Origin of the sequence: Cryocola sp. 340MFSha3.1 (assembly GCF_000383315.1) — a bacterium.
Classification (GTDB): domain Bacteria; phylum Actinomycetota; class Actinomycetes; order Actinomycetales; family Microbacteriaceae; genus Leifsonia.
Genome location: NZ_KB911087.1, coordinates 1722393 through 1739736, shown reverse-complemented (window position 1 = coordinate 1739736; position 17344 = coordinate 1722393). Strand labels below are relative to the sequence as shown.

General features: G+C 68.4%; 15 protein-coding genes. 8 read left to right on the top strand and 7 right to left on the bottom strand.

The window, feature by feature from the left end:
• Genes H284_RS0108235 through H284_RS0108220 form a run of 4 tightly spaced genes read left to right on the top strand, consistent with a single transcriptional unit; the run spans position 1 to position 5550 of the window.
• Entirely contained in the window at positions 1-885 is an 885-nt protein-coding gene (locus H284_RS0108235) for an ABC transporter permease (RefSeq protein WP_020075870.1), read from the top strand.
• A complete protein-coding gene (locus tag H284_RS0108230; RefSeq protein WP_020075869.1) occupies positions 882-2540 on the top strand; it encodes an ABC transporter ATP-binding protein in 1659 nt (552 codons plus the stop codon). Before H284_RS0108235 ends, H284_RS0108230 begins: the two co-directional genes overlap by 4 nt.
• Complete coding sequence (locus H284_RS0108225; protein WP_020075868.1) at positions 2537-4075, top strand: arylsulfatase; 1539 nt, start codon at positions 2537-2539, stop codon at positions 4073-4075. The genes H284_RS0108230 and H284_RS0108225 overlap by 4 nt, the downstream gene beginning before the upstream one ends.
• A 26-nt stretch (positions 4076-4101) precedes the next feature.
• Positions 4102-5550: a sulfatase family protein gene (locus tag H284_RS0108220; protein WP_020075867.1), complete on the top strand. Its 1449-nt coding sequence runs from the start codon at positions 4102-4104 to the stop codon at positions 5548-5550.
• A gap of 71 nt (positions 5551-5621) precedes the next feature.
• Here the strand turns inward: H284_RS0108220 and H284_RS0108215 are convergent, their stop codons facing one another.
• The 4 genes from H284_RS0108215 to H284_RS0108200 form a co-directional block, all read right to left on the bottom strand.
• Entirely contained in the window at positions 5622-7010 is a 1389-nt protein-coding gene (locus H284_RS0108215; protein ID WP_020075866.1) for an extracellular solute-binding protein, read from the bottom strand.
• Between the two features lie 65 nt (positions 7011-7075).
• Positions 7076-7906 (bottom strand): carbohydrate ABC transporter permease, encoded by an 831-nt coding sequence (locus H284_RS0108210; RefSeq protein WP_020075865.1) that lies wholly within the window; start codon positions 7904-7906, stop codon positions 7076-7078.
• A complete protein-coding gene (locus H284_RS20030) occupies positions 7903-8859 on the bottom strand; it encodes a carbohydrate ABC transporter permease (RefSeq protein ID WP_081630382.1) in 957 nt (318 codons plus the stop codon). Before H284_RS20030 ends, H284_RS0108210 begins: the two co-directional genes overlap by 4 nt.
• A 113-nt stretch (positions 8860-8972) precedes the next feature.
• The gene (locus H284_RS0108200; protein ID WP_196802826.1) at positions 8973-9971 is read right to left on the bottom strand and encodes a LacI family DNA-binding transcriptional regulator; all 999 of its coding nucleotides are present in this window, start codon (positions 9969-9971) and stop codon (positions 8973-8975) included.
• A 54-nt stretch (positions 9972-10025) separates the two neighbouring features.
• Here H284_RS0108200 and H284_RS20025 point away from each other — a divergent pair, with 54 nt between their 5' ends.
• The 3 genes from H284_RS20025 to H284_RS0108185 all read left to right on the top strand — a co-directional run bounded on the left by H284_RS20025 (position 10026) and on the right by H284_RS0108185 (position 13871).
• The gene (locus H284_RS20025) at positions 10026-11447 is read left to right on the top strand and encodes a sulfatase family protein (RefSeq protein WP_081630381.1); all 1422 of its coding nucleotides are present in this window, start codon (positions 10026-10028) and stop codon (positions 11445-11447) included.
• Positions 11448-11471: 24 nt separating this feature from the next.
• On the top strand, positions 11472-12257 hold the full coding sequence (locus H284_RS0108190) for an aldose epimerase family protein (RefSeq protein ID WP_020075862.1): 786 nt from the start codon (positions 11472-11474) through the stop codon (positions 12255-12257).
• A 189-nt stretch (positions 12258-12446) separates the two neighbouring features.
• The gene (locus tag H284_RS0108185) at positions 12447-13871 is read left to right on the top strand and encodes an NAD(P)/FAD-dependent oxidoreductase (RefSeq protein ID WP_020075861.1); all 1425 of its coding nucleotides are present in this window, start codon (positions 12447-12449) and stop codon (positions 13869-13871) included.
• 9 nt (positions 13872-13880) lie between these two features.
• Here the strand turns inward: H284_RS0108185 and H284_RS0108180 are convergent, their stop codons facing one another.
• Together H284_RS0108180 and H284_RS0108175 are read right to left on the bottom strand one after the other, a co-directional pair.
• Entirely contained in the window at positions 13881-14771 is an 891-nt protein-coding gene (locus tag H284_RS0108180) for a hypothetical protein (RefSeq protein ID WP_020075860.1), read from the bottom strand.
• A gap of 125 nt (positions 14772-14896) precedes the next feature.
• The gene (locus tag H284_RS0108175) at positions 14897-16063 is read right to left on the bottom strand and encodes a flavin-containing monooxygenase (protein WP_020075859.1); all 1167 of its coding nucleotides are present in this window, start codon (positions 16061-16063) and stop codon (positions 14897-14899) included.
• An 87-nt stretch (positions 16064-16150) separates the two neighbouring features.
• Between H284_RS0108175 and H284_RS0108170 the strand changes: the two genes are divergently transcribed.
• Positions 16151-16456 carry an NIPSNAP family protein gene (locus H284_RS0108170; RefSeq protein ID WP_020075858.1) on the top strand — a complete coding sequence of 102 codons (306 nt, stop codon included), beginning with the start codon at positions 16151-16153 and terminating at the stop codon, positions 16454-16456.
• A gap of 28 nt (positions 16457-16484) precedes the next feature.
• On the opposite strand, the gene H284_RS0108165 is transcribed toward H284_RS0108170, so the two are convergent.
• On the bottom strand, positions 16485-17321 hold the full coding sequence (locus H284_RS0108165; protein ID WP_020075857.1) for an SDR family oxidoreductase: 837 nt from the start codon (positions 17319-17321) through the stop codon (positions 16485-16487).
• Between the last annotated feature and the right edge of the window lie 23 nt (positions 17322-17344).

Below are 17344 nucleotides of genomic sequence, written 5' to 3'. Positions count from 1 at the left end.
ATGAGTACCGCAACCACCACTCCGGCCGCCGCCGTGGCGCGCCCGGAAAGGGCTCGACGGCTCGGCCCAACGGCCCGTCGCTACCTGAGCGCCTTCAAGACCGCCCGAGGACTCATCGCCCTCGTCCTGATCGTCGTCATGACGGTGATCGCGTTCCTCGCTCCGGTTCTGTTCCCCGGAGGGTATGACGCACAGAGCGACCAGACCCTCCAGGGCATCTCGCTCCAGCACCCGTTCGGCACAGATGAGCTGGGCCGCGACATCTTCGTCCGCAGCATCTACGGCCTCCGCACCGATCTGGCCCTCGTATACATCGCCGTTCCCATCACGATGGTGCTCGGCACATTCATCGGCCTGCTGGGCTTCGTCTGGAAGTGGCTGGGCACGGCGACGCAGCGGGTGCTGGACATCATCCTGGGCTTCCCCAGCCTGATCCTCGGAATCTCCGTCGTGCTCGTCCTCGGCTCCGGCTTCGTCGGGCTCCTCGTCTCCATCATCATCATCGGGCTTCCGCAGTTCGGGCGCCTCGCGCGTCAGACGATGCTGGCCCAGCAGCAGCGCGAATACGTGACCGCGGCGAGCACGCTCGGCATCGGCCGCTGGCGCATCATGGGCCGCCACATCGTGCCGAACACCGTCGACCCTGTCATCGTGCAGGGCGTGGTGTTCCTGGTGCACGCTGTCTTCCTCGAGGCCGCCCTCAGCATCGTCGGGCTGGGCATCCAGCCCCCGGAGCCCTCCCTCGGCGCTCTGCTCGACACCGGGATGCGTTACATCAACCAGTCGCCGACCTACATTCTCGGGCCGATCATCATCCTCCTGCTCATCGCGTTCGCGTTCACGTTGCTGACCGACGCGCTCAACGAAACGGTGAACCGAAAGTGACCGCCACAGTGCCAGAAAGCACCCCATCGTCGCGCTCCGCGGCCGGGCCGCTGCTCGACGTCCGCGAGCTCGCCGTCGCGTTCGACCTCCCCACCGGCCGCGTCGAGGCCGTCAAGAACGTCTCCTTCCAGGTCCAGCCCGGCCGGATCCTCGGAATCGTCGGCGAGTCCGGGTCCGGGAAGTCCGTCACATCGCGTGCGGTGATGCGGATGCTCCGGGAGCCCGGCAAGGTCACCAACGGCAGCGTCGAGTTCGACGGGCGGGACATCCTCTCGCTCCCCGAGCGCGAGATGCGCTCCGTGCGGGGGCGGGACATCGCGATGGTGTTCCAGGACCCGCAGGCGGCGCTGAACCCCTCGATGCGGGTGGGCGAGCAGGTCGCCGAAGCGCTCGAGACGCACGGCGTGGGCAAGGCCGAGGCGCGGGAACGGGCGAGGGAGCTGTTCCGGCAGGTCGGCATCCCCGACGTCGACAGGACGATCGCCCTGTACCCGCACGAGTTCTCCGGCGGGATGCGTCAGCGCGTGGTCATCGCGATCGCGCTCGCCAACCGACCCAAGCTGCTCATCGCCGACGAGCCGACCACGGCGCTCGACGTCACCATCCAGGCGCAGATCCTCGCGCTGCTGAAGGACCTGCAGGAGCAACTCGGCATCGCAGTGCTCTTCATCACGCACGACATGGCGGTGGTCGCCGAGCTGTGCGACGACGTGATCGTGATGCGCCACGGTGAGATCGTCGAGCGCGGTGACGTCCGCTCCATCCTGGCGAGACCGCAGCACCCCTACACGATCGCCCTCATGAACGCCATCCCGAAGATGGACTCGGCGCTGCGCGACGATGCCCCGGACGACCGGACCCGGCCGGTGCTCGAAGTGCGCGACCTCAAGACGAATGTGAACACCCGCCGCCGCGGGCTGATCGGGCGACCCGTCCCCTTCTTCGCGGTCAACGGCGTCTCGCTCCGGGTCGAGCCCGGCGAGACCCTCGCGCTCGTCGGCGAGTCCGGCTGCGGCAAGTCCACTCTCTCGCGCACCATCGTCGGCATCAACGATCCGGCGGCCGGGGAGATCCTGCTCGACGGCGAGCCGGTCTCCGGGCCGGCGAGCGGCCGCCCCAAGCGGCTCACGCGGATGGTGCAGTACGTCTTCCAGGACCCGTACTCCTCTCTGAACCCGCGCCGGACGGCCGGCCAGTCTCTGGAAGAGGCGCTCTCCGTCGCGGGCGTCCCGAAGAAGGATGCGCGCGCACGCAGCCTCGAGCTCCTCGGCCGTGTCCGCCTCGGGCCCGAGTACCTCGACCGGTACCCCTACGCCTTCTCCGGCGGCCAGCGGCAGCGCATCGGAATCGCCCGAGCGCTGGCGACGGACCCGAGGCTGATCATCCTCGACGAACCCGTCTCGGCACTCGACGTGTCGATCCAGGCCGAGATCCTGGAGCTGCTCACCCAGCTCCAGGAGGATTTCGGGGTCGCCTACCTCTTCATCTCGCACGACCTGGCCGTCGTCCGCGAGATCAGCCATCGCGTCGCGGTCATGTACAAGGGCGAGATCGTCGAACAGGGGACGACCGAGGAGATCTTCGACCGACCCCGGCACGCATACACCAAGACATTGCTGAGCGCGACGCCCGACCTCGGAAAGGCATTCGCATGAGCACGGGAGAGGGCGCGGACGAGCGTCGGCCGAATGTCATCGTGATCCTCGCCGACGACATGGGGTACTCCGACCTCGGCTGCTTCGGCGGCGAGATCTCCACCCCGAACATCGACAGGATCGGGCGGGAGGGGATCCGCTTCACGCAGTTCTACAACACGGCACGCTGCAGCCCCTCCCGGGCCAGCCTCCTGACCGGGCGGCACCCTCACGAGGTCGGCATCGGAGTCCTGACCGACGACGAACGCCCGCACGGCTATCCGGGCTCGCTGGATCCGCGGTTCCCGACGCTGGCCGAGCGGCTGGGCGACGCAGGCTACGCCACCTGCCTCTCGGGCAAGTGGCACCTGTCGAGCAACGTCAGGGAGCCTGACGGCAGCTGGCCGACACGACGCGGCTTCGGCGAGTTCTACGGCATCATGCCGGGAGCGGACGACTACTTCCACCCGCGCGCGCTCTGGCACAACGAGGAGCGGCAGCCGGTTCCGACCGAACCCGGGTACTACTTCACCGACGCCATCTCCGAGCATGCTGCGCAGTTCGTGACCGATCGCGCGGGCGAGACGCCCTTCTTCCTCTACCTCGCCTACACGGCGCCGCACTGGCCCCTGCACGCGCCCGAGGAGGACATCCGGGAGTATGCGCACACGTTCGAAGACGGCTGGGATGCGTTGCGTCCGCGACGTCTCGCGCGACTGGTCGAGGAGGGAATCCTCCCGCCGGATTCCGAGCTGTCCGAGCGCGATCCCTCGCAGCCGGCGTTCGCGGAGGTGTCCGACCCCGAATGGGAGGCACGCCGGATGGCCGTGTACGCCGCCCAGGTCGCGGCAATGGACCGAGGCGTCGGCCGGGTGCTGGACGCGCTCGCCGCGACCGGCGAGGCGGAGAACACGATCGTGCTGTTCCTTTCGGACAACGGCGCGTGTGCGGAGCAGATGCCTCCGGAGGATGCGACGCACTTCCGGGAGCGCCAGCCCTCGCACACTCCCGGCGGGGTCCCGCTGCGCATCGGAAACGAGCCGGCGATCCGCCCAGGAGCCGACGACACGTTCGCCAGCTACGGACGGGCGTGGGCGAACCTGAGCAACACGCCGTTCCGGTTGTACAAGCGCTGGGTGCACGAAGGCGGCATCGCAACACCTCTGCTCGCCCGCTGGCCCGAGGGGCTGGCCGAACCCCGGATCGTTCGCGACCCCTACCAGCTGACCGACATCACTCCGACACTGCTCGACGCGTGCGGTCTGGAACCGTCCGACGGTCCCGGAATCAGCATGCTCCCGACCGCGCGAGGCGAATCGCCGTCCGACGAGCATCCCCTCTTCTGGGAGCACATCGGGAATGCCGCCGTCCGGCGCGGCCGGTGGAAGCTCGTCCGCGAGGCGGGCCGGCCGTGGGAGCTGTACGACATCGACGCGGACCGCTCCGAACTCCACGACCGGGCCGAGCTCTTCCCCGACCTCGTCGACGAACTCCAGGAGCTCTGGCAGCAGTGGGCCGATTCCGTCGGCGTCCTTCCGCGGCCGGTGAAGCCGTAATCGTGACACAGAAAGAGAACACCCAGATGACCGGAGCACGACGCCCCAACATCGTCATGATCCTGACCGACGACCACGCCTCCCATTCGATCGGAGCCTACGGCTCGGCGGTCAATACGACGCCCCGGATCGATGAGATCGCCCAGCGGGGAGTCCTGTTCGAGAACTGCTTCGCCACCAATGCGCTCTGCTCGCCGAGCCGCGCCAGCATCCTCACCGGCACCTACAGCCACGTGAACGGCGTCACAACGCTGGTCACACCGATCGACGCGTCGCAGCCCACCTTCGTCTCTCAACTCAAGGCCGCCGGGTACCGCACGGCGATGATCGGGAAGTGGCACATGGGACACGGTGCTGGCCACGACCCCGAAGGATTCGACTACTGGGACGTGCTCAACGGGTCGGACGGCCAGGGCGAGTACTGGAACCCTCTCTTCCTGTCGGCGGAGGGGGAGCGCATCGTGGAGGGCTACGCGACCGACATCATCACGGACCTGGCGCTCGACTGGGTCGAAGGCCTCGAGGGCGACGACCCCTGGTGCGTGCTGATCTACCACAAGGCGCCGCACCGCCCGTGGCACCCCAAGCCTGAGCACGCCCACCGCTACACCGAGCCCATCCCGCTGCCGGAGACCTTCGACGACGACTACGCCACGCGGTCGTCGTCCGCTCGCCGGGCGGCGATCCGGCTGGCCGAGAACCTGAACAGGGAGGATCTCAAGGCAGATCCGCCCGCCGGGCTCGACTACGAGGAAGCAGCGATCTGGAAGTACCAGCGCTTCATGGAGGACTACCTCGCCTGCGTGGACAGCGTCGACGAGAACGTCGGCCGCGTCATCGACTGGCTGGAGGAGCGCGGCGACCTCGATGACACCATGCTCATGTACGCGTCCGACCAGGGCTTCTTCCTCGGCGACCACGGCTGGTTCGACAAGCGCCTCATGTACGAGGAGTCGCTCCGCATGCCGTTCCTGCTCAGCTACCCCGCCCGCGTCCCCGCCGGCCAGGTGCACGACGGCATCGTGACCAACGTCGACTGGGCCCAGACCATCCTCGACGCGGCCGATGTCGCAACCCACCCGCGCATGCAGGGGAGGAGCTTCTGGGGAGACCTGACCGGAGCGCCCAGCACCCCGCCCGCCGAGGGGATGTACTACCGCTACTGGGAGCACGACGACAAGTTCCATAAGGCGCCGGCGCACTACGGCTACCGCAGCGATCGGTACAAGCTGATCTACTACTACAACGACGGACTCGGGCTGCCCGGCACCGGACCGTTCACCTACCCGCCCGAGTGGGAGCTCTACGACCTCCACAACGACCCGCACGAGCTGCGCAACGTGTACGACGATCCCGAATACGCCGAGGTCCGGGAAGACCTGAAGCGAAGCATGTGGCGGGAGCAGCAGCGACTGCGCGACGAACCCCACCCGAGCCAGCCGGTGCCGGACGGGGTGAACGTCGTGGCGGTGTGACCCCTCCTTCGCACGACGAAAGGGCCCGAGCCGCCGATCGACCGGCAGCTCGGGCCCCTTGTGTTCCGGTGCTACTTGGTGGGGAGCTTCTGCTTCTGAACGACGCCTTCCAGCCCGGACTGGATGGCCTTCATCCCGGCCTCCGGAGACGTCGACCCTGCGGCGATGTTCTGCAGCTCGGGCTCGGTGACGTTCAGGATGTCGGTTGAGAATCCGAACCGCAGGGAGGTCGGGTTCTTGGGCAGCTTGTCGGCGGACTCCTTGACAGCGGTGAGCGTGGCCTTGGCGGCGGCGGAGACGCCCGAGGGGTTGTAGGCGTCAGAGCGCACCGGGATGCCGCCGTACTGCGCGAACAGCGTCATGGCCTTCTTCGAGGTCATCCACTTGATGTACTCGAGCGCGGCCTTCGAGCGCTCCTTGGACAGGCCCTGCGGGACCCCGAGCACCCACAGTCCGGTCGCTGTCGACGAGGAACCGTCGGCTGCCTTGGGCAGCGGTGCATACCCGAGCTTGCCGGCGACAGCGGAGTTCGACTCGTCCTCCAATGGCGCAGCGGCCGCCGCGACCGCGTAGGTCTGCGCGGCGTCACCGGACTGCATGGCGGCGATCACCTGGGCCTGGCCGATGGTGCCCGTGGCCGATGGGCCGAGCTGAGCGAGCTCGTGGTACCAGCTGGCGGCCTTGACAGCGGCAGAGCTGTCGGCCGTAGGGGTGTAATCCGTTCCGGGCTGCGTGAACCAGGAAGCACCTGCGCTGTTCATGAGCGACTGGAACTCGAAGGTCGCTGCGTACGTGCCGGCAACGCCCTGAGTGCGGAAGACGCCGCCGTACTTGGCCGCCTTCGCCTCCTGGATCTTCTTGCCGTTCTCGATCACCTGGTCCCAGGTGGTGGGCACCTTCAGACCGAGCTGCTTGTAGATGTCCTTGCGGTAGATGAAGATGTCAAGGTTTCCGAGCAGCGGCTGGCTGGTGGTGGTTCCTTCGCCGTCGAACACCTTCGTGTCGGCGTTCCAGTTGGCGATGTTCGAGTAGCTGAAGATCTCGGAGTCCGGCTTGTAGCCCGAGTCGATCTTCGACAGATCCTGGATCCAGCCGTTCTCGTTGAACTGCACCAGGTCGCTCTCGTTGATCTGGTAGACGTCGAAAGAGTGGCGCTGGCTCTGGACGTCGTTGACCTCCTGGGTCTTGACGTCGGGGTTCGGGAACGCCCGGAGGTCGACCGTGTTGCCGGTCTCCTTCTGGTACTCCTGGACGAGCTTGGCGTAGGCTGGGTTCCACGGGGCCTGGCTGGTCGGGACCACCAAGGTCACCTTCTTGCCGTCCCCGGAGCCGGAGCCGCCCCCGCTGAGGCTGCCGCCTCCGCCGCCGGTGCAGCCGCTGAGGGCGACGGCGCCGGCGACGGTGGCTGCGGCGACGGCCAGCCACCTGGTGGTGCTGGGCTTGTGAATGCGCTTTCGCATCCTGATCTCCTTTGATTGCGATGTGATTGCATGAGCCGGTGCGGGTTCACCGACCCCGTACCGGGCTACCCCTTGACGGATCCGGAGGTGAGCCCCGCGACGATGTGGCGGTTGGCGAAGATGGCCAGGACGACCATCGGGATCGCGGCGACCGTGCCGGCGGCCGCCAGCTGTCCCCACGTGACGGAGTACTGCTGAAGGAAGCCGGCGATGCCGACGGTGACCGGTGCTGTGGTGCCGCCGGAGGTCATGGTGAGGCCCATGAGGAATTCGTTCCAGGCCATGATCCCGACGAACACGCCGGTCGCGGCGAGTCCCGGCCGGACGAGGGGCAGGAACACGGTGAAGAAGACGCGCGATTCCTTCGCCCCGTCCATGAGAGCCGCCTCGCGGAGCTCGTCGGGAATGCCGCCGAAGTACGAACTCATCAGCAGAGTCGCGAACGGGAGGTTGAACACGGTGTTGACCAGGATCAGCCCCCAGACCGTCCCGAGGAGGCCGAAGCCGTTGAGGAGCACGTAGAGGCCCGGGACGAGCGTCGCCGGCGGGATCAGCGGGATGATGGCGGCGAGGGCGAGGGCGGGGATCGTGAGCCAGCGCGGGGGGTTGAGCTTGGCGAGCGCGTATCCGCTGATCGACCCGATCGCCAAGCACAGGACCACGGTGCCGATCACGATGCCGACGCTGTTGAGGATCTGGATGAAGAACGTGCCGCCCTCGAACACCTGGGTGTAGTTGCCGATCCAGAACGGGAACTCCCACTTCGAGCTGACGATCGCCCGGTTGGGGAGGAAGGCGAGAAGCATCGTCCAGGCGATGGGGAGGATGACGATGAGCACGCCCAGGATGAGCAGGACCTCGACGAGGATCGAGCGGCGTCGGGTGTCGGTTCTCATGCTCGTCTCCCGAGTCGTGAACGGATGAAGAGGAAGGCGCCGAGCACCAGCCCGGTCAGGAGGACGACCACGAGGCTGAACGCGGATGCCTCGCCGAACTTGAGGTCCTGGAAGAACCACAGCTGGACCCGCTGGGAGACCAGCGTGGTGGCGCCATCGGGTCCGCCGGCGGTCAGCAGGTACATCTCATCGAATACCTTGACGCCCATGATGATGCGGACCACCGCGACGGCTCCGATCGCCGGCGCGATCATCGGCAGAGTGATGTGCCGCAGCAGCTTCCCCTCGCTCGCGCCGTCCATCCGGCCTGCTTCCAGCACCTCGTCGGAGATGGATTGGAGGGCGGTGTAGAGGAACAGGAAGACCACCGGCGTCCAGTGCCAGATGTCGACGACGATCAGGCTCAGCATGGCGCCGGGCCCGCTGTTGAGCCACTGCTGGGCCGGCAGGCCGAAGGTCTCCAGGAGCTTGTTGAGACCACCCGCTGTCGGGCTGAGGATGAGCAGCCACATGAGGCTGATGACCACGGGTGCGATCACCGCGGGCCAGATCAGCACGTTGCGGGCGATCGGCAGCATCCAGACCGCCCGGTTGACGAGGAGGGCGGCGATCAGACCTGTCACGATGCTGCCGACCACGGTGGCGACGACGAAGACGAGGGTATTGAGGATGGCTTCCCAGGTGTCCGGCGTGGAGAGGACCTCCACGAAGTTCTGGATGCCGTTCCAGCTGTAGATGAAGCCGCTGGCCTTGAGATCGATCGCCGAGAAGCTCATCCGCACCACCTGTGCGAAGGGAACTGCGGCGAGGACGATGCAGAACAACAGGAAGGGTGTGAGGGCGAGGATGGCGAAACCCGCCTTGCGCGGCGCCCCGCGACGGCGGGGGCGAGGGCGCACCACCGGTGCGCGGGTGGCCTGCACCACCGGCTCGACCGATTGTGTGACTTGCATGATTTCCTTTCGACCACGCTGGCGATGTGGTAGATCGATCTAGCCTCAGAAACACTCGACTAGTAGATCGATCTACCACGTGCTGACGAGAATAGCGTCGAGGCGCAGGAAGTTCAAGCGTCGGGATGGCATCCGCAGGACGAGCGGATCTCCAGCCGCGGCTCCAGCAGGGTGCGCATCGGCCCTGGCGCGCCGTCGAGCGCGTTCATCAGCCACCGGGCGGCCGCGGAGCCCAGCGTCTCCGGACCGACCCCGACCGAGGTGATCGGAGGCCAGAACAGGGCGGACTCGGGCAGGCCGTCGAAACCGACGGCGGCCACATCGTGCTCACGTCCCACCTGCCGGAGCGCGGCGAAGAGGGCGAAGGCGACGACATCGCTATGACACACCACTGCGTCGAACTCGAGCCCGGAGGCGAGCAGGCGCTCGGCCAGCTCCACGCCGCCGGCGACGTTCGTCACTCCGGGGAAGTCCGCCACCACTTCGACATCGGGATGGCGAGCGGCGACCGCCCGGACACTGCTCAGCCTGTCTTCGCGGGGGCCGGCGCCGCGCGGGCCGCCCAGGTAGACGATCCGCCGGTAGCCGTGGAACTCGATGAGGTGTTCCGCCGCCAGGAGGCCTCCGGCCACGTCGTCGGGGCCGAGGTACGGTTCGTCGGAGAGGGACCCGCGCGTGACGGCGAGCATCGGCACCGACGTGTCCGTGATGGCGTGCGGCTCCCCGTCGCGAACGGCGGGCGTGTAGGCCAGGGCGTCCACGGGGTACTCGAGCATCGACTGCGCGAGGCGCGCCTGGCGCTCGGGGTCGTCGAGCGTATTGGTCATCATCGTGAGGAAGCCGCCGAGCGCGGCCTCCTCCTCGAAGCCGCGGGTCATCGCCGCGAAGAACGGGTTGGAGACATCCGTGGTCAGGAGCCCGATCACGCCGCTGCGGCGCGTTCTCAGCGATGCCGCTCCTCGGTGGTAGACGTACCCCAGCGAGTCCATGGACTGCCGTACGCGCAGCCGGGTCTCGGGGCTCAATCGCCCGGTCCCTCGAACGACCATGGAGGCGGTGGCGCGCGAGACGCCCGCATGCTGCGCGACGTCTTGAAGAGTGACACGAGCCATTGGCATAGGTTAGCGCCAGTTGCAGTCGTGACGAGAAGGCGCTAATTTGCAAGGGTGCTAGATCGATCTAGCGAAGGCCGCCGACGTCCATCGAGTGTCGGCCGTTCTACGAAGGGTTCACCGGTGGGTAACACGCAACCAGACATCGTTCTCATCCATTGCCACGATCTCGGCCGCTGGCTGGGGACGTACGGCATGGCTTCGGTCCCGAGCGAGAACATCGACCGGTTCGCTGCCGATGCAGTCGTCTTCGAGAACGCGCACTCCGCCGCGCCGCTGTGCTCGCCCGCGAGGGCGGCTCTGTTCACCGGCATCTCTCCCCACCGCAACGGCGTGCAGGGACTCACCCACGACGCCTGGCGATACCGCGACCAGGTGCTGACCGCCCCCGAACGGTTGCGCCCCCTCGGGTACCGCTCGACCCTGATCGGCCTCCAACATGAGAACGTCGACCCGACCGTCCTCGGGTTCGACGAGTGCGCCGGTCTCGGGTTCCTTCCGCGTGTGAACCAGGTCGTCGAGGCGACAGCGGATTGGCTGCAGGCCGTCGCTCCGGCCGGCGAACGACAGCCGATCTTCCTCACCGTCGGCACCTGGGAGGTGCACCGCCCCTGGCCGCACGAGGATTACGTCGCCGCCGATCCGGCGACGGTCGAGGTCCCCGGCTTCCTCCCGGACAACGACGACACGCGTGCCGACATCGCCGACTTCTACGGATCGATCGCGCAGTTCGACGCAGGGTTCGGCGCGCTGATGGCCCAGATCGACGCCCATCTGGACCCGGACAACACGATGGTCATCCTGACCACCGACCACGGCAGTGCCTTCCCGCGGGCGAAGAGCACGCTGTACGACGCGGGCACCGGGGTCACGCTCATCGTGCGCCCGCCGGCATCGTGGGGCCTCGAGCCCGCGCGGGTGCGGAGCATCGCCACCCACATGGACATCCTCCCGACGCTGATCGACGTCGCGGGAGGAGACGCTGTTGCCGAACTGGAGGGTCAGTCGTTCCGCTCGCTCCTGTCTGCACCCGCCTCGGGCGACGACGACAGGGTGATCTTCACGGCGAAGAGCTACCACGACACCTACGACCCCAAGCGGGCGGCGCGTTCCGTTGACTATGCGTACATCCGCAACTATGCGGAGGGACCCAAGCTGAAGCTCGCCATCGACCTCGAGAAGAGCAGCACGCGCCGCGGGATGGGAGACGACCATCTCGCTCCGCGCCCGGCGGAGGAGTTCTACGACCGCCGCACGGACCCGGATGAGCTCGACAATGTGGCGGACCGGCCCGAGTACGAGGAGATCAAGGCCACCTACGCCGACCTTCTCCACGAGTTCCTGTCCGAGATCCACGACCCCATCGAGACGACACCGCTCGCGCCCGCGCCACCCCGTTCGCGGACGAGTGATCCGCTTCCCCCGGTCGACGAGCCATCGTGGGTGCAGTCCGAGCTCCGCGCGGCGACTCGGTGACGGACGCGCCCGCGCGATGATCCGATGATCCGTTTGCGCGACGACCGGCTGGACGTCGCTGTGGCTCCCGAGCACGGGATGACCGTCGTCTCGATCGTCGACAGAGACTCCGGGGCGGACCTGCTGTGGCAGCATCCTCGCAATCGCGTGCGCGCGCTGCCTGATCACCTGGGCGCCCCCGGCCCCGCCTCGCGGGCCGTGTTCGAGGACACGGTCTTCGTGGGCGGCTGGTTCGCGATGTTCCCGACGGTCGGTGATCCTGGCTCCCGCGACGACGTCTGGCTGCATGGAGAGGCCCCGCGTCGCCGGTGGTCGCTTACCGCTTCCGGGCAGGGGAGCGTCACGGCCCGGGTGGAGCTGCGCACCGTCCCGCTGTCGGTCGGCCGGACGGTCACCCTCGAGGGCGCCAGCGTCCGAATTCGGACGCTCGCACGCAACGATGGAGATGAGGTCGTAGCGGTGACCGCGGGGGAGCATCCCTGCTTCGACCAGGGGGCGCTCGGCATCTCCGCGGTCACGCTGGGTCAGGAGACCGTGCCGGTGCCGCCGGATCAGGCGATCGAGCATCGTATGTACGAGGCCGACGGTCGCGCCTCTTTCGAAGCCCGCGCCATCGGAAAGACGGTGACCCTGGAGTGGGACTCCGCGGTCCTGCCTGCCGTGCTGACGTGGAGAAGGGGATCGGAGGTGCTGGCGATCGAACCGCGCTCCACGTCGGCGCGTTCGGCCGACGCCGTGCCCGATGACCAGTGGTGGCGCATCCGCCCGGGCGGCGAGGTCGGCTGGGCGATGCAGCTCTCGCTGAGCTGAGGAGCCGCCCCTGCGTCGGTTGCGACAACCTGTCGCGGCCGAGGCAGAATGCCGACGCACTGTCTGAGCCTCCGCGGGGCTCCTTCTCGTAGTGTGAAAGGTGGGCGTGCGTCCAGCGCGACGGTCCCGGGACGATGCCTTCCCGCCACGACCGCCCGAGCCCCGCCACCGCTTCCCACAGGAGACCCCGTGTCCGCACCGATCCCCGCCTACGACCTCGACCTCCGCAGCGACCCCGCCGTCATCGACCGCGCGCTCCGCGGTGCCGAGAACGTCTCGTTCTGGCTCGACGACCCGCGCCGGCCGGCCCCGCAACCGGCCCTGTCGGGTGACATCAGCGCCGACCTCCTGGTCGTGGGCGGCGGCTATTGCGGCCTGTGGACCGCTCTCCTGGCGAAGGAGCGCGATCCGGGCCTCGAGGTGGTCCTCGTGGAGGGCAAGGAGGTGGGCTGGGCCGCGAGCGGACGCAACGGTGGTTTCGTCGAGGCGAGCCTGACACACGGCTCCGAGAACGGCGAGCGGTACTTCCCGGCCGAGCTCGAGACGCTCGATCGACTCGGGATGGAGAACTGGGTCGAATTCGCCGCCGACCTTGAGCGGCACGGCATCCAGGCGGAGTACGAAGCGACCGGGGTCCTCACCGTCGCGACCGAGCCGCATCAGGTCCCCGCGCTCCGGCAGGCGGCCGGAGAGCACGGCGGGTTCCTCGACGAGGAAGCCCTCCGTGGATACGTGAAGTCGCCGCTATTCCGCGCGGGACTGTTCGAGCGCGAGGGCGGCGCCCTCGTCAATCCCGCGCTCCTGGCGTGGGGTCTCAAGCAGGCGTGCCTGAGCCTTGGCGTGAAGATCTACGAGCGCACTCCGGTGCGCGGGCTGTCGGACGAGCGCGATCGCGTGCGTGCGACGGCCACCGGGGGTGTCGTGTCGGCGCGACGCGTCGTGCTGGCCACCAACGGCTTCCCGTCGCTTCTGCGCCGGAACCGGTTCCGCACCATCCCCGTCTACGACTATGCGCTGATGACGGAGCCGCTGAGCGAGCAGCAGCTGGAGGCGATCGGCTGGACGGAGCGCTTCGGGATGACCGATTCGTCCCGCCAGTTCCACTACTACCGGAAGTCGGCCGACAACCGGATCCTCTGGGGCGGCTACGACGCCGTGTACCATCCCGGCGGCCGGATCAAGCCGTCGTACGACGTGCGGGACGAGACGTTCCGGCGCCTCGCCGACCACTTCCTGCGGACGTTCCCGCAGCTCGGCGACGTTACGTTCACGCACGCGTGGGGCGGCATGATCGACATGTCCAGTCGGCTGGTGGCATTCCACGGCACGGCGATGGGAGACAAAGTCGCCTACAGCAGCGGCTTCACCGGCCTCGGCGTCGCGGCCACCCGCTTTGCGGCGAAGGTCATGCTCGAACTGCTCGACGGCGCGGACACGGAGATCACCCGGACGCGGCTGGTCCGGACCAAGCCGCTCCCCATCCCGCCGGAGCCGATCGCGTCGGCGGCAGTCGCGGTGATCAAGCGGGAGATCGTCCGTTCCGACCGGAACGGCGGCCGCGACGGCCTCATCCTGAAGGTGGCGGACGCTTTGGGCTACTCGTTCGATTCGTGACCGGCGTTCTCACGCCTCGGGCTCGGCGAGCGTCTCGCGTCTGCGTCCACCGCGGGCGATGGCCCAGCGGACGACGACGATAGCCGCCCCCAGAAGCGCCGCCAGAATGACCGGGCCGACGCCGATGTCGAGGGCGGCGGGGAAGATCTTGACGGCGATCTGCGCCATCTCTCGGAGGTCGCCGTCGAGCACCCGCATGCCGAGCGCGTTCGAGACGGCCGTGAAGACGGCGGGCGTCACCCAGAGCGCGATCAGCCCCACCACCCACACGCCGAGGCGGCGCAGCGGGACCACGCCGCACCACCCGAGCACGGCACCGACGATGACGGCGGGCAGCCAGCGGAAGATCGACCCGAGTGCGAGCGCGACGCTGTACGGGTCGACCAACGCCGTGACGGCGCCGACGATCCAGGAGGTGACAGGGACCGCCGCCAGCACCAGGCCCAGCGACGCGGGACCGACGGCGCGCCGGGAGACCAGCCAGAACAGTCCCTGAGCCAACAGCACGGAGACGATCGCGCCCCCGAGCATCCCGGCGAAGTAGAGCGAGGCACGGCTATCGACGCCGGGCCGCCCGATGCCCAACCCGTCGGCGATCACCACGAACGCCTGCAGGAGGGCGGCGAGCTGGAGGAGCAGCAGTCCGATGGAGACGCTCCACGCCTCCACCTGTCCGGTCCGATGCAGCAGCCGGGTCGCGACGCCCGCGAGCACCCCGCCCACCAGGAGCAGGACCAGGAGCGTCGTGGCGGAGTACTGGCTCACCGGCAGCAGTGCGAACGGCATCTCGTCCGGCGGCGTGTCGGTCTGCCAGAGGTTCTGCAGCGGAAGGCGGCCGCCCGTCACGAGCCAGGGCAGGAGGCCGACGACTCCGGATGCGAAGCCCAGCGCCCCTCCCATGACGAGTGACTCGGCTCGGCTGCGTGGACTCACAGACGTCGGACCATGACGTGACGATGACATGAAACAGCGCTCCCCCCGAGGCGACGTGCAATGACCAGAACGGTACAGTATCCCGAGGCTGCTCACCGGTCCGACTCGATGGTGCTCGCCGTCGCAGCGGCGATCTTTCTGGCGTCGATCCCGAGCTGGCGGAGGTTGCCCGTCAGCGGATTCGAGTACCCGAGGAAGAACAGGCCCGGGTGGGCGGGCAGTTGAGCGTCCGCGTTGATCAGCGGACGACCGTTGGGGGAGAGGACGCCGAGACCGCCGACCAGCGACTCGAGGCCGCGGCGGAACCCGGTCGCGAGGACGACGGCGTCGGGATGCAGTTCGGTGCCGTCGGCGAGAACCACGGCATCCGGGGTGAACCTCGAGACGGCCGCCACTACTGTGACGCGACCGGCCTTGAGGGCCCGCAGGAGACCCACATCGAGCGTCGGCGTGACATCGTCGCGGGCCTGCTGGGTGGCGATCCCGCGTGGCGCCCTCGGGATGCCGTACGCGCGCAGGTCGCCGACCGCCACTCGTTGAAGCGCGCCGGCGAGCGCATCCTGCGCCTTCAGGGGGAGCGGCGCCATCGACAGGATGAGTGCCTGGCTGGGGATGCCCAGCACGGCGCGTCGCACGATGTTGGGCGGCGTACGAACCGCCAGGGAGACCGTGACAGCTGCCTCTGCGAGGTCGGCGGCGATCTCCGCTCCACTGTTTCCCGGCCCGACGACGAGCACGTCGCGAGCTCCGAGCGATGCGGGATTCCGGTACGCGCTCGAATGCAGGACCGTGCCGGAGTAATCGCCCAGCCCGGGCCAGTCGGACATCTTCGGGCTGTGGTTGTAGCCGGTCGCAACGACGACGGTGTCGGCCGCGATCACGCCGCGTTCGTCCCCTCTACTCCACGCCACCCGCCATTGGTCCTCCGGCCGCTCGACAGACAGAGCGGCGACTCCCAGTCGGAGGTCGAGATCGTGCACAGCGGCGTACTGGGCGAGGTAGCGCAGCACGTCGTCGCGCGCGACCCAGCGACCGTAGCGGCGCGGGATGCGGAGGCCGGGCAGTCCGGAGAGCCTGCGCGCGGTGTGCAGATGGAGGCGGTCGTAATGTCCGGCCCAGCTCGCACCGACCCGGTCGGCCCGGTCGATGACGACAGCGTCGACGCCCGCGCGCTTCAGTTCGGCGGCAGCGGCGAGACCGGCGGGGCCGGCTCCGATCACCACCGCCGGAACACGAGCGGGGAGGGCGTGGGCGCTCACGCGAGCCACCTTAGCTCCGCCGACCCGCGCCGGCCGCACCCTCTGCCAGGATGGGCTCGCCCCTTTGACCGACGAGAGAGAGCATCCGTGATCACCGTTCACCTGCGGTACCAGATCGACGACAGCAAGCTGGCGGACTTCACCGAGTACGGGCAGCGCTGGATCCGCCTCGTCAATAAGCTCGGCGGGACCCACCACGGGTACTTCATGCCCAGCGAAGGCGACAGCGACGAAGCCTTCGCCCTATTCACCTTCCCGTCTCTGGCGGATTACGAACGCTACCGCGAGGCGTCCGCATCGGACCCCGAGTGCCAGGAGGCCTTCCAGTTCGCCCGCGACACCGGGTGCATCCGACGGTACGAGCGCCGCTTCCTCACGCCGGTCTTCGAGTAGGGAGCGCGCCGCCTCCGTGGGGCGGGCTCTAGCGGAACAGCTCGACGTGGTCGCTGACCCAGGTGCGGAACGTGCGGGATGGGCGTCCGGTGATGCGGGTGTACTCGCGTGACACGTCCGGGCGGGTTCCGACGGCCTCCCGCCAGTCCGTGACGATCTGCGTCACCCAGACCTCCGGCACGTACTGCGACAACATCGCGACCGACTCCGCCTCCGTCTGCTCGACCACGGCGACGGGTCGGCCGATCACGGAGCCGATCGTCTCGACCTGCTGGCGCAGGGTCAGCCGCTCCGGACCGGTGAGCACGGGTGTCGCGTTCAGCAGGGCGTTCCCGGTGAGGGCGATCACGGCCACCTCCGCGATGTCTGCCTCGTGGATGGGGACCTGCACGGCGTCCGGGTAGGGCAGCGACACCGCGCTCTCGCCTTTCACACTCCAGCTCCAGCGCGCCGCGTTGCTGGCGAAGCCGCCCGGCCGCAGGAACGTGTAGCTCAGGCCGGATGATTCGATCGCCCGCTCGACGCGCAGGAACCTCGCACCGTTGAAGTCCTCTTCGGCCCCGGGGAACGTCACGGCGGAGGACGACAACAGCACCACGTGCCGAACTTCCGAGCCCGCCAGCTGCGCGACCACGGCTTCCGGGTCGTCGAGATCCGCGTACAGGAACACGCGATCAACGCCCGCCAGCGCCGGACCGAGCGTCGGTGGGTCGTTCAGGTCCGCGGCCAGCACCTGGACCCGCTCCGGCAGCGTCAGGTTCTCCGGTCGCCGGCTCGTCGCCCGCACCCGCTCTCCGCGCTCCAGCAGCCCGGCGACCACCAGGCCGCCGACCGCACCGCTTGCGCCGACTACCAGCACCGACATGGGTTCTCCTTCTCATAGAGCTT

Bases quoted from the DNA above. Each gene is read 5' to 3' on its own strand.
- H284_RS0108225 (WP_020075868.1), top strand. From the start codon at position 2,537: ATGAGCACGGGAGAGGGCGCGGACGAGCGTCGGCCGAATGTCATCGTG.
- H284_RS0108210 (WP_020075865.1), bottom strand. From the start codon at position 7,906: ATGAGAACCGACACCCGACGCCGCTCGATCCTCGTCGAGGTCCTGCTC.
- H284_RS20030 (WP_081630382.1), bottom strand. From the start codon at position 8,859: ATGCAAGTCACACAATCGGTCGAGCCGGTGGTGCAGGCCACCCGCGCA.
- H284_RS0108190 (WP_020075862.1), top strand. From the start codon at position 11,472: ATGATCCGTTTGCGCGACGACCGGCTGGACGTCGCTGTGGCTCCCGAG.
- H284_RS0108235 (WP_020075870.1), top strand. From the start codon at position 1: ATGAGTACCGCAACCACCACTCCGGCCGCCGCCGTGGCGCGCCCGGAA.
- H284_RS0108200 (WP_196802826.1), bottom strand. From the start codon at position 9,971: ATGGCTCGTGTCACTCTTCAAGACGTCGCGCAGCATGCGGGCGTCTCG.
- H284_RS0108165 (WP_020075857.1), bottom strand. From the start codon at position 17,321: ATGTCGGTGCTGGTAGTCGGCGCAAGCGGTGCGGTCGGCGGCCTGGTG.
- H284_RS0108215 (WP_020075866.1), bottom strand. From the start codon at position 7,010: ATGCGAAAGCGCATTCACAAGCCCAGCACCACCAGGTGGCTGGCCGTC.
- H284_RS0108180 (WP_020075860.1), bottom strand. From the start codon at position 14,771: ATGGGAGGGGCGCTGGGCTTCGCATCCGGAGTCGTCGGCCTCCTGCCC.
- H284_RS0108220 (WP_020075867.1), top strand. From the start codon at position 4,102: ATGACCGGAGCACGACGCCCCAACATCGTCATGATCCTGACCGACGAC.